10 protein-coding genes are annotated in these 14,319 nt (G+C 74.8%); 3 read left to right on the top strand and 7 right to left on the bottom strand.

Translation table 11 applies throughout. The annotated features are described in order from the left end of the window. Positions 1-54: 54 nt before the first annotated feature. Genes ACQPXG_RS30090 through grpE form a run of 6 tightly spaced genes read right to left on the bottom strand, consistent with a single transcriptional unit; the run spans position 55 to position 10,206 of the window. Positions 55-1,776, bottom strand: coding sequence for a TRAFAC clade GTPase domain-containing protein (locus ACQPXG_RS30090; protein WP_433462502.1), 1,722 nt, complete (start codon positions 1,774-1,776; stop codon positions 55-57). Then, positions 1,773-3,983: a hypothetical protein gene (locus tag ACQPXG_RS30085; protein ID WP_433462501.1), complete on the bottom strand. Its 2,211-nt coding sequence runs from the start codon at positions 3,981-3,983 to the stop codon at positions 1,773-1,775. Before ACQPXG_RS30085 ends, ACQPXG_RS30090 begins: the two co-directional genes overlap by 4 nt. A 2-nt stretch (positions 3,984-3,985) precedes the next feature. Beyond that, complete coding sequence (locus ACQPXG_RS30080) at positions 3,986-5,227, bottom strand: TRAFAC clade GTPase domain-containing protein (RefSeq protein WP_433462500.1); 1,242 nt, start codon at positions 5,225-5,227, stop codon at positions 3,986-3,988. Next, the gene (locus ACQPXG_RS30075; protein WP_433462499.1) at positions 5,224-7,836 is read right to left on the bottom strand and encodes a hypothetical protein; all 2,613 of its coding nucleotides are present in this window, start codon (positions 7,834-7,836) and stop codon (positions 5,224-5,226) included. The genes ACQPXG_RS30080 and ACQPXG_RS30075 overlap by 4 nt, the downstream gene beginning before the upstream one ends. A gap of 26 nt (positions 7,837-7,862) precedes the next feature. Further along, positions 7,863-9,446: an Hsp70 family protein gene (locus tag ACQPXG_RS30070; RefSeq protein ID WP_433462498.1), complete on the bottom strand. Its 1,584-nt coding sequence runs from the start codon at positions 9,444-9,446 to the stop codon at positions 7,863-7,865. Between the two features lie 7 nt (positions 9,447-9,453). Beyond that, positions 9,454-10,206, bottom strand: a complete 753-nt coding sequence (gene grpE / locus ACQPXG_RS30065; RefSeq protein WP_433462497.1) for a nucleotide exchange factor GrpE — start codon at positions 10,204-10,206, stop codon at positions 9,454-9,456. A gap of 194 nt (positions 10,207-10,400) precedes the next feature. On the opposite strand from grpE, the gene ACQPXG_RS30060 reads away from it, so the two are divergent. Both ACQPXG_RS30060 and ACQPXG_RS30055 read left to right on the top strand, forming a co-directional pair. Beyond that, on the top strand, positions 10,401-11,042 hold the full coding sequence (locus ACQPXG_RS30060) for an ACT domain-containing protein (RefSeq protein ID WP_433462496.1): 642 nt from the start codon (positions 10,401-10,403) through the stop codon (positions 11,040-11,042). A gap of 70 nt (positions 11,043-11,112) precedes the next feature. Continuing rightward, entirely contained in the window at positions 11,113-12,663 is a 1,551-nt protein-coding gene (locus tag ACQPXG_RS30055; protein ID WP_433462495.1) for an AMP-binding protein, read from the top strand. A gap of 1 nt (position 12,664) precedes the next feature. Here the strand turns inward: ACQPXG_RS30055 and ACQPXG_RS30050 are convergent, their stop codons facing one another. Next, complete coding sequence (locus ACQPXG_RS30050; RefSeq protein WP_433462494.1) at positions 12,665-13,582, bottom strand: carbohydrate kinase family protein; 918 nt, start codon at positions 13,580-13,582, stop codon at positions 12,665-12,667. A 71-nt stretch (positions 13,583-13,653) separates the two neighbouring features. On the opposite strand from ACQPXG_RS30050, the gene ACQPXG_RS30045 reads away from it, so the two are divergent. Further along, entirely contained in the window at positions 13,654-14,298 is a 645-nt protein-coding gene (locus ACQPXG_RS30045) for a class II aldolase/adducin family protein (protein ID WP_433462493.1), read from the top strand. Positions 14,299-14,319: the final 21 nt, after the last annotated feature.

Raw genomic sequence — 14,319 nt, 5'->3', positions numbered from 1 at the left:
GTCGTCAGTTCCGTGACGCAACCCTGGTGCGCCGGGGCGGGTCCGGCACGGGCGTCAGAACGGGAATCGTTGCGCCGCCGCGACGACCGCGCCGGTGACGGTGGCGATGGTCAGGACGGACACGCCGGACAGGACGGCCCAGCGGCCGATCTGGTAGCCGGCCGGGACGCGGTCCGAACCGCGGCCGCGCACTGGCCAGGGGGCGCGCAGCGGCGCCGTCCCCGGAAGCTCCTGCGGCACGTCGGTGGGCGGACGGTCCCCGTTGGACGCCGCGGCCGGCGGCAGCCCGGTCACCCAGCCGAGCAGGTCGGCGACGTCCCCGGGCTCGGTGCCGAGCCCGGACGCGAAGTAGCGCACCTGGCCGGCGACCTGGTCGAGGGTCCGGACGGTGTTGCCGAGCCCGACGCGTCCGAGCCATTCGCGCAGGTCGGCGTCGTGGTCCAGGCAGCGGCCGATCTCCGTGCGGGCCAGCAGGTCGGTCTTGGTGACGACGACGGCGACGCGTTTCTGCCGTCCCTGGTCGGGCCGGGAGCGCAGCTCGTTCAGCACCCGCTGGAGGGTGTCGGCGGGGTCCTCCTCCGACGACACGGCGGCCTCGTCGACGAACTCCCTCTCGTTCCCGGTGAGCGTCCTGCGGAGCTGCGGGAGGGCGAACGGGTCCACGACGAACAGCAGCGCCTCACTGTGGTCGAGGTAGCGCAGTGACTCGACCTCGGTCGCGCCCGTGTAGTGCTCGCCCGCGGGGTCGAACAGGTAGAGGATGCGCCGCGCGCGGCCCGGCAGCTCCACGTCCACCATCGTGGCCAGGGGAAGCTCCGGTCCGGTCTTGGCGAGGCGTCCGCCGCGCTGGAACTCGCGGATCGCGCCCGCGTACGCCTGCGCGTGCCGCTGCTCGACGAAGGCGAGCCTCCCGTGGGCGGCGCGGGTCCGCGCGTGGAGGGCCCGGATGCCGAGGACCATGAACGTGGTCTTGCCGGCGGCCGGACCGCCGACGAACGGCAGCGGCTCCACCCGGACGCGCCCGATCCGCTCGGGCAGCCGCCCGCCGCAGTGCGGGCAGTACGCGGCGAGACGGAAACGCCCGAGGGGGACGGTCGTGGGCAGCCGCGCCCCGCAGCGGCACACGTGCCGGAACGCGCCGCCCGATCCGGGCGCGAGACGTCCGTGCCGCGCCCCGCATCCGGGGCATTCGTACTCGGGCAGGCCGATCCGCTCGTAACAGAACGGGTGCGGGCACGTCTGCAGGATCCGGCCGTACATCATGAAGACGCGTTCCACCGCCGCCAGGACGAGCACGCACGCCAGCCACACGGCGAGCCCGACCGCCGCGACCGCCCCGTACAGGACGGTCAGCGCCAGCACGAACACGGACGCGGGAACGGCGGCGGCGACGATGCCCGTGCAGAGCGCCAGCCAGATCGGGAAGACGAAGAACCCCCACGGGCCGCCGAGAAGCGTCTTCGTCAGGTGGTAGACCACACTGCGGGCCGTCCGGTACACCTGCGGGGCGACGGTGCGGCTGATCGTCCACCAGTCGCGCCACACCTGGCCGAGCAGGTAGTGCCGGTAGGCGATGCCGGGCGCCGCGACCGGCGACGGCCCCTCCGGGGTGGACGGCGCGAGCGTCCGGTAGGCGTGCAGGTAGTACACGCCGAGGGCGGTGGCCCCGGCGACGATCAGCGTGGCGGCGAACAGCACCGGGAACACGTACATGAACCCGAGCCACATGACGCCCACCCACACGGCGACCAGCAGCAGCACGATGAGGGGGTTCACGGCGTCCCCTCCGCGAGGAGGTCCCGCAGTTCGGCCCGCAGCTCGGGACGGCGCGCCAGATGCGCGTCGAGCTGTTTCGCCGCGAGCCAGCGTCCGGCCGCCGCCCGCGCCCATGTCTCCAGGGACGGTTCGGTGACGCCGCGCTTGCGCAGCCGCAGCACGACCTCGACCAGCGCGTTGCGCTGCTCGACCTCGGCGCCGCGCAGCGGGGTCCGCCCCGCGCGGACGCGGCCCGGCAGCTCGGCCGTCCACTGTTCGCCGAGCCGGGCCCGGACGGGCGCGGACACGGCCGCCAGCAGTTCCGCCCGGAACCCGGGCGGCCGCAGGAACAGCCGCCGCGCCGCGCCGGTGAACGCCTCTCCGGCCAGCTGCGGGGTGGCGCCGCCGGGGCCGCCGATCTGGTCCAGCGCGCGGGCGGCCCGCGCCGGGCCCGCGGTGATCGCCTTCCCGTACGCCTGGACGAGGGCGGCGTCGTGTGCGGCGCGTCCGTCCGGCATGAGCTCGCGGACCCGGTCGGCGAGCCGCAGCGTCGCCGGGTCCGCGAGCGCGTCGCCGCCCGGGAACGCGAGCCGCGTGAACGTCCGGGACGGCAGCCCGGCCAGCGCCGGATGGACCGCGGGCCCGTGCGCGTCGAGCAGGTCGGCGCATTCGGCGGCGGAGGGGGGCGTCGCCCAGATCTTCCGCAGCGCGGCCTCGATGTCACCGCCGTCCAGCCGTAACAGCTCGCCGGTCACCTTCGTCCGGCGGCCCGGATGCCTCCGCCCGACCGAGGTCAGCACCGGGATCGCGGCGGCGGGCACGCGGCGCAGCCGCTCGGCGTGCTCGTAGAGGAGGTCGCAGTTCCCGGGCGTGAGGACGGCCGTCCGCCCCTCGGCGTCGGCGAGCCCGGTGACGGCGCCGTCCAGCAGCGCGTCCCGCACCCCGGCCGGGCAGCCGGCCAGAGCCGCCCGTAGCTCGGCGGAGCCGTGCCGGACGCAGCGCGCCGCCGACGCGCTCACCTCGGCCGGATCGAGCGGCACCCCCGCCCGCTCGGCCACCCCGGCCGCCTCCGCGACGTCCCGCAGGCCGGTCGCCTCCGCGAGCGCGTCCGAGACCCGTTCGCCGACGCGGAGCGCGCACTCCCGGGCGACGTCCGCCGCCCCTGCCTCCCGCGCCCGCTCGTGCAGGGCCAGCGCGAGATCGAGCCCCATGGACGGGACGCCGGGGACGAGGTCGCGCCACACCCATTCGGGGATTCCGGGCCCGCGTCGCGACAGCAGCTCCGCCGCCGCGCCCTCCTCACCGGCCGTGACGGTCGCGTCGCCCCGGCACAGCGCCAGCAGCGCGGCCGCCGCCTCCTGCGCGGGGTCGTTCGGCGGCGCCAGTTCGCCGAGGGTGTCCAGGCCGCCGAAGTCACGGACGCGCCAGCAGCCGGCGACGGTCCGGGCGAAGCGGCTCGCCCGGCCGCCCTCGGCGCCCTGGCGGAGGTCGAAGACGGCGGCGTGCGAGGCATGGTTCTGAGCGGCGGCCCAGACGGCCGGGGTGGTGCCGACCAGGCGTTGCGCGGCGCCGTCCGGGTCGGCGGTGTAGGTGACGAACGACAGCCGGGCCGCGGCCGCGACCGGCAGCGAGTACGACACGACCGCGATCCAGCGGGCGATCGGCTCGACGTCGTCGGCGACCAGGACGACGCGCCCGTGGCCCCTTCCCAGCACCCCCGCGACGGCGTCCACCAGGTGGGCGAGCAGCGCGTAGGGGTCGCCGGGACCGGAGTCGGCGATCCACTCCGCGAGGGACTCCGGATCGAGACCGGCGCCCGGGTTCAGCTCGTCCAGCGGATCGAGGACGGCCTCCGGCGCGGGCAGCGGCGTCCAGTGCGCGGCCTGCCAGAGCTCGGCGGGGCGCAGCCCCTCCAGCTCCTCGGGCTCCGCCACCACCGCGTGCGCGAAGAAGTTGCCGTAGCGGCCCGAATAGTCGCGGCCGAGGTACTGGCAGCGCAGCAGCAGCGGGCGGCCGTCCACCTCGTCGTACAGCAGCGAGACGGGGAACAGGCCCAGCTCGGAGTCGGCGGGGGACAGCGGCGCCTCGGGCGGCGGACGGTACGACAGGTACGGCGTCACCGCGGCCCGCGCCCCGGCCGGCAGGCCGGGCGTCTCGGCGACGAACTGGAACCCGGCCCGGCCGGTGGGGCCCCGCCGTGCCGACGTGTAGTGCAGTTGCCAGGCCACCGCTACGCCCCTCCCGGACGGACGCCGTCGAGCATCCCGAACCGGTGCAGCAGCCACAGCAGCGGGTCCTCGGCCCGGTACGGCCGGACGCCGCCCGCGCCGACGCGTCCCGCCTCCGGGACGCCGCCGAGCGCCGACAGCCCGAACAGCGCGTGGTCGGCGTACTGCTGCCCGAGGTAGGTGTCGAGCTGCCCCGCCTGCCAGTCGTGCAGCAGCGCGCGGACCTGCTCGTTCACCGCGTCCCTGTCGTCCAGGTCGAGGACGCCCTGCCCGGACCGCGACCGGTGCAGCGCCGACTGCTTCAGCAGCCCCGGCCGCAGCACGTCGATCTTGGTGAGCGCGACCGCGACCGGGACGGGCAGCGGGTCGCCCGGCCGGGTGCCGTGCCGCTGCCGGAGCGTCTCGGTGACGCGCGCGATGATGTTCAGCGGCTCGCTGCCCGGGTCGTCCCCGGCCGCGCGCGGGCCCGGTACGGCGTCCCGCACCCCGGTCCGCGCGCCGGGCAGCTCCAGCGGATCGACCAGGAAGATGATCGCGTCGGCGGCCTCCAGGTACCGGAGGTGCAGGTCGGTGACCTCGCGGCTCCGCAGGTCCTCGCCGGCGGTGTCGAACAGCACCAGGGCGAGGGAGTCGTTGCGGGAACGCGAGAACCGCCCCTTCCGCGTCCGGGTCAGGAGGTACACCAGCGGCTCGCGCGGCCCGGTCGCGGCACTCGCCGTCGTCGGGAGCAGCCGCCGCTCCTCCAGCAGCGGCCGCGCGAAGTCGCGCTTGTACCGGTCGATCGTCCGGTCGTCGCAGGCGACCAGCGACGCGTCCAGCTCGGTGCCGACCCGGTTCATCAGCTCGTGCAGCAGGACGGCGATGTAGGTGCTCTTCCCGGCGTTCTTCGCCCCTACGAGCGCGACGATCCGCCCCGGCGAGTCGCAGTAAGCGGACGGCAGCGGATTGTGGCACTCGGGACAGGCCCGGTTCCCGGTCGGAAGCCCGCACTCGGGGCAGTCGGCCCGCCCCCGGCGCCCGGACGCGGCGAACACCGGCGGAAGCGACGCGCCCGCCGTCGACCCCGTGTACTCGGCCAGCTTCTCGTCGAGCTCCGGGGCACAGCCCTGCCGCCGCCCGGACTGCCCCCGGCACCGGAACAGGATCCGCTGCGCCGCGACCGGCGCGAAGCAGTAGGGGCAGGTGACGGCCTGCCTGGACGGCACCCCGGGGATCGCCAACCGGGCCGGCGGTCTGGTCATCATGCGACCCGAAGCCGGCGGACAGGGGGGTCGCTCAGCTCCACGACGTCGTCGTCGGCGAAGCAGCGCAGCCAGTACGGCCCGGACGCGTCCGGCACGTCCAGCGACAGCTCGCCCGGCACGGGCACCTGCTCCCACGCGCCGAGCGTCTCGCCGTCGCCGGCGCGATGCGGCATCACCTTCCCGGCGCGCAGCACCAGCGACAGCCGCGCCACCCGCAGCGGACGGGACGAGGTGAGCCGGATCGTCAGCGACCGCCGCCACGGCGGCCCCGACCGCAGCACGTCGTACCGGACGATCGTGCGCGCCGCCACCTCGGCGGTGACCGGCGGCCCCGACACCCGCGTGCCGCCGACGGTCCCGGCCGCGGCGACGGACAGCTCGACGGGCTCGTCCTCGGGCACGGCGAGCCGGATCCCGCCCTGGGTGTCGTACGCGGCCCTGGTCACCACTTCGCTGGAGCGCGGGTCGCCGGCCTGCGCGGGTTCCCGGCCGACCCGGTAGACGACGTCGACCTCGGCGACGTCTGGCGGCCAGTCGAACCCGACGTGCACGTACGCCCCGCGCCGTTCGGCCACCAGCCGGCACGGCGGGGGCAGGTTCACGTGCCGGTGGTAGGCGCCGATCGCGGCGGTGCCCTCCGCCACCGTCACCGCCAGCAGCCACCCGCCGGCCCCCGGCCGCACGTCGAGCCCGCCCGGCGTGGGCGTGCACGCCAGCCGCCGCGTCTCCCGCCGCACCTCCTCCAGCGGGACGAGCGCGCTGCGCGGCCATGGCGGCGGGCCGTCCGACAGCACCAGTTCCACGGTCCCGTTCCCGGGCGCGTCGAACCGGACGCGCACCAGCCCCGGATCGGACGCGCCGGTCTCGGCGGTCAGCTCGTACACCGGCTCGGGCGGCGCGCTCGGGGTGGCGGAGGCCCGGACCCCGTCCGTGACGACCTCCCGCCCGGACGCGTCGAGGTAGACGGCGGCGATCCGGTAGTGATGCGTGCGCCCGTTCGGGACGCGCTCCCGGAACCCGTCCCTTCCCGCCGGAACGGTCCGCCCCTCGCGGACGACGACGACCCGCGCCGCCTCAGCCGGGCACCGCCACCGCCCGGTGATCTGCCCGTCCCCGGCCAGCAGCTCGACGTCCCCGGGCTCGGGCCGCACGATCACCGGCCCCGCCACGGCGGGCGCCGCGACGGCTTCCCCCCGCGCCGCGAACACCCCGTAGTACAGGGGCACGTTCACCGGCGGCCGCTCGTCCACCGCGCCGCCGATCACTTCTCCGTCGCGCATATCGCGCGGTGCCCTGGCCCGCTGCCGCACGACGTGGTAGCCGATCTCTCCCGCCGTGGACGGCGAAACCTCCCAGGACACCCGCACCGACGCCTCGTTCGGCCGTCCGGCGTCGGCCCGGGCGGCGGGGACGGGACGTGGCGGCAGTCGGAGCTGGTGGGCGGCGGCGCCGGGGAGGTCGCGGACGAGGCGGAGGGCGTCGGCGAGGAGGCGGTGGGCGCGGTCCGGGTCCGGCTCGGCGGCGGCGGTCTCGCGGAGGCGGAGCGCGGTGTCGAGGCGGTGCCGGGCCTCGGCGGCGAGGACCTCCTCCTCGGACGCCTCGGCGTCCGGCGACGGGTGCGGGATCTTCGCGGCGTCGGCGAGCTCGGCCGCCGCGTACACGTCGCCCGCGTCCAGCAGGGCGCGGAGGCGGCCCGCGAGCCCGCCGCCCGGCCCGGTCTCGCGGACGACGGCGAACACCAGCCGGCGCGCGTCGCCCTGCTCGACGCCGAGGTCCTCGACCGCGTACCGGAGCAGGGCGCGCTCGGACGCGCGCTGCCGCAGGCGCTCGCGGAGACGGTCGGCGATGTCGAACAGCAGCAGCTCGGGCAGTTCCGCCCCCGACCGCAGCGCCGCCAGGATCGTGTCGGCGTGGGTGGTGCTGGTGTCGCGGCTGCGGCGCGCCCATCCGGCCCCGGCCGCCGCCACCGCGTCCTCGTCGGGGCGCAGGGCGCCGCCGGGCGCGGCGAAGCCGTCCAGCAGCCGGATCGGGCCGGTCAGCCGCTCGCCGAACAGGAAGTCGGCCAGGTGCCGCCTGCCCAGGACGTCCAGCGACTCCCGCACCTTCCGGTAGGCGGGGTAGGGCGCGGCGGACGGCAGCCGGTCCGGCTCGCGGATCTCGACCCGGTCGGCGGCGGCCAGCTCCGCCAGCTCGGCCCGGGTCACGCCGCCGGCGCGGGCGATGCTCTCGACCTCGGCGGGCGTCGCCATCCGCAGCGTCCCGGCGGCGTCGGCGAGCCGGGCGCGGGCCTCCGCGCGGCGCCGTTCGGTGCGTTCCGCGCCGCCGCGCAGCCGTGCCTCCAGCGCGCGCGGGTCGCCGCGCTCGGCGGCGGCGAACAGCGGTGCCAGCTCGCGGTGCTCGGCCTCCAGCCGGTCGATCAGCTTGCGGTACTTCAGCTGCCCGCGCGCCCGCCGCCAGCACTGCCGGACCTGCTTCACCCGCGCCGCCACGGCCGGCGCCGCGAGCTGGCCTTCCAGCGCGTAGCGGACGCGCAGATCCTCGGGAGGCTGGTCGCCCGCCGCCCGCGCGGGCTCCAGCACCTCCCGCCGGTAGTCGTCGTCGAACGCCACGGGCGCCTCCCGGTGGACGGCTGGTGCTAGCTGACCTGGACCCGGGAGAGGGCCTTCCGGGAGCGCTCGACCTCCTCCTCGGACATGCCGCCGACGTCCACCTTCAGCTCCAGCCGCTCGCCGGTCTCCTTCTCCACGGCCGTGACGTTCAGCAGCCCCGACGAGTCGAGCGCGAACGTGACCCCGATCGGCCAGCCCGCCTTCTTGCCCGGCGGGACGCGGATCTCCCCGGTCGCGATCTCGGTGTTGTCGATCAGGTCGGCGGACTCAACGACCCCGGCCTGCTCCACCACCCGGATGTCGGCGGACGTCTGGTCGTCGTAGACGGTGAAGAAGTCCTCGGTCTTGGCGGCGGGCAGCTCGTCGTTGGCGTGCACGAGGTGCGCGACGTTCTCGGCGCCGGTCTCCCGGTCGACCACCACGATCCCGAAGGCGTGCGACGCGACCGTCTTGATCTGCCGCCCCGCGATCTGCTTCTGCTGCTCGGCCGACAGCCCCGCCCGGCTCGCCATCTCCTCGGCCCGCTCGGCGGCGCCCTCCCGGACGAGCCGCCGGTAGGTCTCCTCGAACGCGTACAGCGCCGCGCCCTTCGCGACCGCGAGGTCGGGGTCCTGCAGGCGGGGCGCCAGGCCGAGCTCGGTCTCCAGCCGCGCCGCGACGACCGGCATCTTGGTGGACCCGCCGACGAGGACCAGGTCGTCGTAGTCGTCCACGCCCTTCTCCGCGGCGGTCGACAGCGTCCGGCCGGTGATCTCCACGGTCCGGTCGAGGAGGTCCTTGGTCAGCTCCTCCAGCTTCTCCCGCGTCACCTCGACCGCCGCGACCCGCCCGCCGTGCATCACCCGGACGGTGTGGGACGTCCGCGTGGTGAGCGCCTTCTTCGCGTCCTCGGCGTCGCGGCGGAGCTGCTGCTCGGTCTGCTTGTCGTCGAGCGGGTCGCCCGCGTCCGCGTGCTCGGCGCGGAACCGCTCGGCGAGGTGCTCGACGAGCCGCGCGTCCCAGTCGGCGCCGCCCAGCTCGTGGTCGCCGTCGGTGCACACCACCTCGATGTGGCCGCCGCGCAGTGAGATGACCGTGGTGTCGAACGTCCCGCCGCCGAGGTCGTACACCAGGATGGTGCGGTCCTGCTCGGGGTTGAGGACGCCGTAGGTGATCGCGGCGGCGATCGGCTCGGACACGATGTCGATGACGTTCAGCCCGGCGATCCGGCCCGCCTTGCGGGTCGCGTCGCGTTCGGCCGCGCCGAAGTAGGCGGGGACGGTGACGACGACGTCCCGGGTCTCCTCGCCGGTGGTGGTGCGCGCGTCCGTCGCCAGCTTCAGCAGGATGAACGCCGACACCTCCTCGGGGGTGAAGTCGATCCCGTGGATCGGGCGCGTCACGTCCCGGCCCATGTCCCGCTTGATCAGGCTGACGACGTTGTCGGGCTCCAGGACCGCGGTGTCCTTCGCGGTCGCGCCGACGACGACGTTCTCGCCGCTCTCGAAGAAGACCACGGACGGCGTCGTGTCGGTGCCCTCCAGGTTCCGCAGGACCGCGGGCCGCCCCACATCGTCGATGGAGGCAATGCAGGAGTACGTGGTTCCCAGGTCGATCCCGTAGACGGCCATGTCCCTCTCACCCGCTGTTCGTCGTCTGTCCGGTGTTCACCGTGCCGCCCGCCCCGCTGTCGCGGCCCGTCCCGCCGCCCAGGTCCGAGCCCGTCCCCGCGGCGGGCCCGGTTCCGTTCGAGCCGGCCGCCACCGCCTTTCCGTCCCCGCCGTCCGCCGTCCCGTCGAGGCGCCCGACGCTGACCGCCGCCTTGCGCAGCACCTTCCCGCTCTGCTCGAACCCGTCGGACTGGACGGCCGTGACGGTGCCGTCCCTCAGCGGGTCGTCGACGGGCGTGACCGCGACCGGGCGGTGCCGTGCCGCGTCGTAGGGCGCGCCCGGCTCGACCGTGAACCTCTCCACGCCGAGCCGTGCCAGCGCGTCGGCGACGTCGTCGGCGACGGCCGCGAGCAGCAGCGCCGTCTGCTCCGGATCGGGCGGTTCGGCCAGGCCGGGCGCGGCGAGCCGGCCGGACTCGCGCCGCGCCTGGTCGTGCAGCCGGTACAGCGCGGCGCGGACGGGCTCCAGCATCGCCTGCAGCTCTCCGCGCCGCAGCCGCTGGTTCTCCTCGTGCAACCGGTCGATGACGGCCTCGCGGTGCGCGGCGCGCTCGTGCTCGCGGTCGAGCCGCGCCGTGAGCCCGGCGAGCGCGTCCTTCATCTCGGCGCGGAAGACCGCGTCGGGGACGCCCGGCACGGCGACCGCCCCGTTCCCGGCGGGCGCCGGCTCCGGCCCGGCTCCGGAGTCCTCGCTGACTGGGGGTTCCCCGTCCCTCGACACGTGCAGTTACCTTAGTGGTGGGCGGCAGGAGGTGACAGGCCATCCGATGACCTTCACCGGACTCTAGTTTGACCTGTACCCGCCATTCCAGCACCGACTTCCCGTGCCGTTTTCTTCGAACGACACCTCGGGGTAACACGAGGGAAACGGCCGTCGCCGAGGCTGGGGGCCTCGCACGAAGACTGGAGGTGGCGATGTTGCTGCGGATACGCGTGCGCCTGCCGGACCGGCCCGGCTCGCTGGGCCGGGTCGCGCGCACCCTGGGCGCGGCGGGCGTGGACGTCGTCCAGATGGCCGTGCTGGAACGTGACAAGGGCCGGGCGATGGACGACTTCACCGTCGCCTGGCCGGCCGGGGCGGGCGTGGAGCGCCTGGCCGAGGGGCTCGAATCGGTGCCCGGCGTGAGCGTCGTCGGGATCTGGCCCACGGCCGAGCCGCAGGGCGCCTACCCGGACGCGGCGGTGATCGGGCAGGTGGCCGCCGCTCCGGAGCGCGGCCCGCAGATCCTCGCCGACGCCGTCCCGGCCATCCTGAGCGCCGACTGGGCGGGTCTCGCCGAGCCGAAGGGGGAGGGCGGGGCGGTCCTCGTGCACGCCAGCGCCGGCGGCGAGCCGGGCGCCGATCTGCCGGGGCTGCTGCCGCTGCGGCCGCGCGCGTTCACGGCGCCGGACGGCACGCAGTTCGCGCTGTGCCCGCTCGCCGGGGGCGGTGTGGCGCTGGTCGTGGCGAGGACGGGTGCCCCGCCGTTCCACCGGACGGAGGTCTCCCGGCTGGAGCAGCTCGCCGTCGCGGCCGACGCGGTCCTCGCCGGCGCCGCCCGAGTGGTCGGAGCCTGACCTGGCCAGGACGGCCCGCCTGGTTTTAGAGTCGCGTTCTAGGATTTAGTCGCGCTCCAGGAGGTGGCCGATGGCCGTCCTGCTCACCCCGCACGCCGAAGCCAGGCCGGACGAACCCGCGATCACCGACGAGCGCGGCAGCACGTCGTGGCGGGAGCTGGACGCCAGGACCGGCCGTCTCGCGAACGCGCTGCGCGGCCTCGGCCTCGCGACCGGCGACGCGATCGCGATCCACTCCGGCAACCGGCGCGAGTACTTCGAGCTGATGTGCGCCGCCACCCACATCGGCCTCCGCTACGTGATGGTCAACTGGCACTGGACGGCCGACGAGCTGCGCTACGTCCTGGAGGACGCGGGAGCGCGGGCGCTGTTCTCCGAGGACGCCTTCGGCGGCATCGCGCGGGAGGCGTCCGAAGGGCTCGGCCTGGCGGCGCGCGTCGCGTTCGGCGACCCCGTCGAGGGCTTCACCCCGTACGAGGAGTTCCTGGAGACGGGCGGCCAGGAGGAGATCGCCGATCCCGCCCTGGGCTTCCCGATGTTCTACACGTCGGGCACCACCGGTCGGCCGAAGGGCGTCAGCCGCAAGGTGCTGGGCGTGGGCGCCCCCGTCGAGACGGCGACGCTGCTCGGCGACGTGTTCGCCGACATCCTGCGGATCCCGCCGGACGGCCGGTCGCTGCTGGTGGGGCCCGTCTACCACTCCGCCCAGTGGCTGTGGTCGTTCATGTTCCTGCTGGTCGGGCGGTCGGTGGTGATCCGGCGCGGCTTCGACCCGGCCGAGACGCTCCGGCTCGTCGACGAGCACGCGATCACGAACGTCCATCTCGTCCCGACGCAGTTCGTCCGGCTGCTGAGGCTGGACGAGGGGACCCGCGCGGCGTTCGACGGCTCCAGCCTGGCGGTCGTGTGGCACGGCGCCGCGCCCTGCTCTCCGGAGGTCAAGCGGCGGATGATCGACTGGCTGGGCCCGATCGTCTCGGAGTACTACGGCTCCACCGAGGCGTCGGTGAACAGCGTCATCACCGCGCCGGAGTGGCTGGAGAGGCCCGGCAGCGTCGGCCGCCCGCTGCCCACGACCGAGGTGCACATCCTGCGCGAGGACGGAGAGCCCGCCGGGCCGGGGGAGCGCGGCCAGATCTACTTCCGCTACACGTCCGGCGACGACGTCGAGTACTGGGGCGACGAGGAGAAGACCCGCTCGGTGCACCGCGCGGGCGGCCTGTTCACCACCGGCGACGTCGGCTACCTGGACGAGGACGGCTACCTGTTCCTCGCCGACCGCGTCATCGACATGATCATCAGCGGCGGGGTGAACATCTACCCGGCGGAGATCGAGGGCGTGCTGATCACCCACCCGTCCGTCCGGGACGTCGCGGTGTTCGGCATCCCGGACGAGGAGTTCGGCGAGCAGGTGAAGGCCGCCGTCGAGCTCGGCGACGGCGCCGTCCCGTCGGACGCGCTCGCCGGCGAGCTGATCGAGCACGTCCGCGGCTCGCTGGCCGGCTACAAGGCCCCGCGCTCGATCGACTTCGTCGAGCGGATGCCGAGAACGCCGACCGGCAAGCTCTACAAGCGCCTTCTGCGCGACCCGTACTGGGAGGACCAGAAGCAGAAGATCTGAGTCAGCCCAGCAAGGCGAGGACCGCGTCCAGGTCGGTGAGGCGCGCGTCGGAGCCGAGCCCCTGGGCGACGGTCGCCGCGGCCGCGGTGCCCCAGAGCGCCGACTCCAGGACGTCCTTGCCGTGGACGAGGCCGGTGATGTACCCGGCGCAGTACGCGTCGCCGCAGCCGGTCGTGTCGACGACGTCCACGGGAAGGATGGGTATGCGGTGCACGTCCTCGGCGGTGGCGACAAGGCTGCCGTCCCCGCCGAGCGTGACGACGACGGTGCCCGGCCCCTGCGAGAGCAGCGCGGCGGCGGCCTTCTCCGGGTCGTCCTCGCCGGTCATCAGGGCGGCCTGCTCCTCGTTGGGCAGGAAGTGGTCGACGTGGGGCAGGAACGCGGCGGCGCCGGTCAGCAGGTCGGGCATGTTGGACAGCAGGTCCATGGTCACGACGGTGCCGGTCTCGCGGGCGGCGGCCAGCATGCCGAAGAACGCCGGGTTGTTGAGCCCGAACGTGACGTCCGGCCCGCCGAGGTGCACCACGCTCGCCGCGCCCAGCAGGCCCGGCCCGACCGCGCCCGCGGTGAGGGTCAGGTTCGCGCCGGGGACGTGGAAGCTCGGCCGCCCGCCGTCCGGCCGGATCGGCAGGATGGACGCGCTGGTCTGGTCGGAGGTCCGCCGGACGAGCCCGGTCACGTCCACGCCGTTCCGGTCCATGATCGTGACGAGCAGGTCGCCGAGGTCGTCGTCCCCGATCGCGCCGACCGAGATCACCTCGTTGCCGAGCCGGGCGAGCGCGACGGCGGTCCCGGCGGCGGCGCCGGCGGCGGTCACCCGGATCTCGTCCACGACGACGGTGTCCTGCCCGTCCGGGATTCCCTGCACGGGCCGGGCGAGCACGTCAAGGATGTGCGCGCCGAGAGTGACAACGGTCATGACCCGCCCCTTAATGATCGTCAGGGCCGTAGCGTACGCGGTGAGAACCGTGGAATGTGAGAGGTATTCGCATGTTGCTGGAGAAGGAACGGGACGACCTGTGCGCGCTCGGCCGCAGGCTGGCCGATACCGGTCTGGTGACGGGCGCGTCCGGCAACATCAGCGTCCGGTCGGGCGACCTGGTCGCGGTCACGCCGACCGGGATGATGCTCGACCGGATGGAGCCCGCCGACTGCCCGGTGGTGAACCTGTCGTCGCAGCTCGTCGAGGGCGAACGGGCGCCGTCGTCGGAGACGCCCATGCATCTGGCGCTCTATGAGGCGACCCCCGCCGCGGCGATCGTCCACACGCACTCGACCTACGGCACGGTCGTCGCGACGACCATGTCGGAGCTGCCGCCGATCCACTACAACACGCTTCTGCTTGGCGGCGTGGTGAAGGTCGCCGAGTACGCCACCTACGGGACGCCCGAACTGGCGGAGAACGTCCGGACGGCCATGGCGGGCGGCAAGCGGGCCGCGCTGTTGGCCAACCACGGCGGCGTCACGATCGGCCGTGACCTGGACGAGGCGTTCGAGAACGCGCGTCTTCTGGAGTGGCTCTGCGGCGTCTACGTCCGGGCCAGGATGATCGGCGAACCGCGCATCCTGACCGGCGAGGAGCTGGCGAAGGTGGTCGAGCGGGGCCTGACGCCACCGGAGTTCCCGCGCGTGTAACCTAACGCTTGTTAGGTCACC

Source organism: Spirillospora sp. CA-128828 (genome assembly GCF_050945415.1).
In the GTDB taxonomy this organism is placed as follows: Bacteria; Actinomycetota; Actinomycetes; order Streptosporangiales; family Streptosporangiaceae; genus Spirillospora.
This window is presented reverse-complemented; position numbering and strand designations above follow the sequence as displayed.

Bases quoted from the DNA above. Each gene is read 5' to 3' on its own strand.
- ACQPXG_RS30080 (WP_433462500.1), bottom strand. From the start codon at position 5,227: ATGATGACCAGACCGCCGGCCCGGTTGGCGATCCCCGGGGTGCCGTCC.
- ACQPXG_RS30070 (WP_433462498.1), bottom strand. From the start codon at position 9,446: ATGGCCGTCTACGGGATCGACCTGGGAACCACGTACTCCTGCATTGCC.
- ACQPXG_RS30055 (WP_433462495.1), top strand. From the start codon at position 11,113: ATGGCCGTCCTGCTCACCCCGCACGCCGAAGCCAGGCCGGACGAACCC.
- ACQPXG_RS30045 (WP_433462493.1), top strand. From the start codon at position 13,654: ATGTTGCTGGAGAAGGAACGGGACGACCTGTGCGCGCTCGGCCGCAGG.
- ACQPXG_RS30060 (WP_433462496.1), top strand. From the start codon at position 10,401: ATGTTGCTGCGGATACGCGTGCGCCTGCCGGACCGGCCCGGCTCGCTG.
- ACQPXG_RS30050 (WP_433462494.1), bottom strand. From the start codon at position 13,582: ATGACCGTTGTCACTCTCGGCGCGCACATCCTTGACGTGCTCGCCCGG.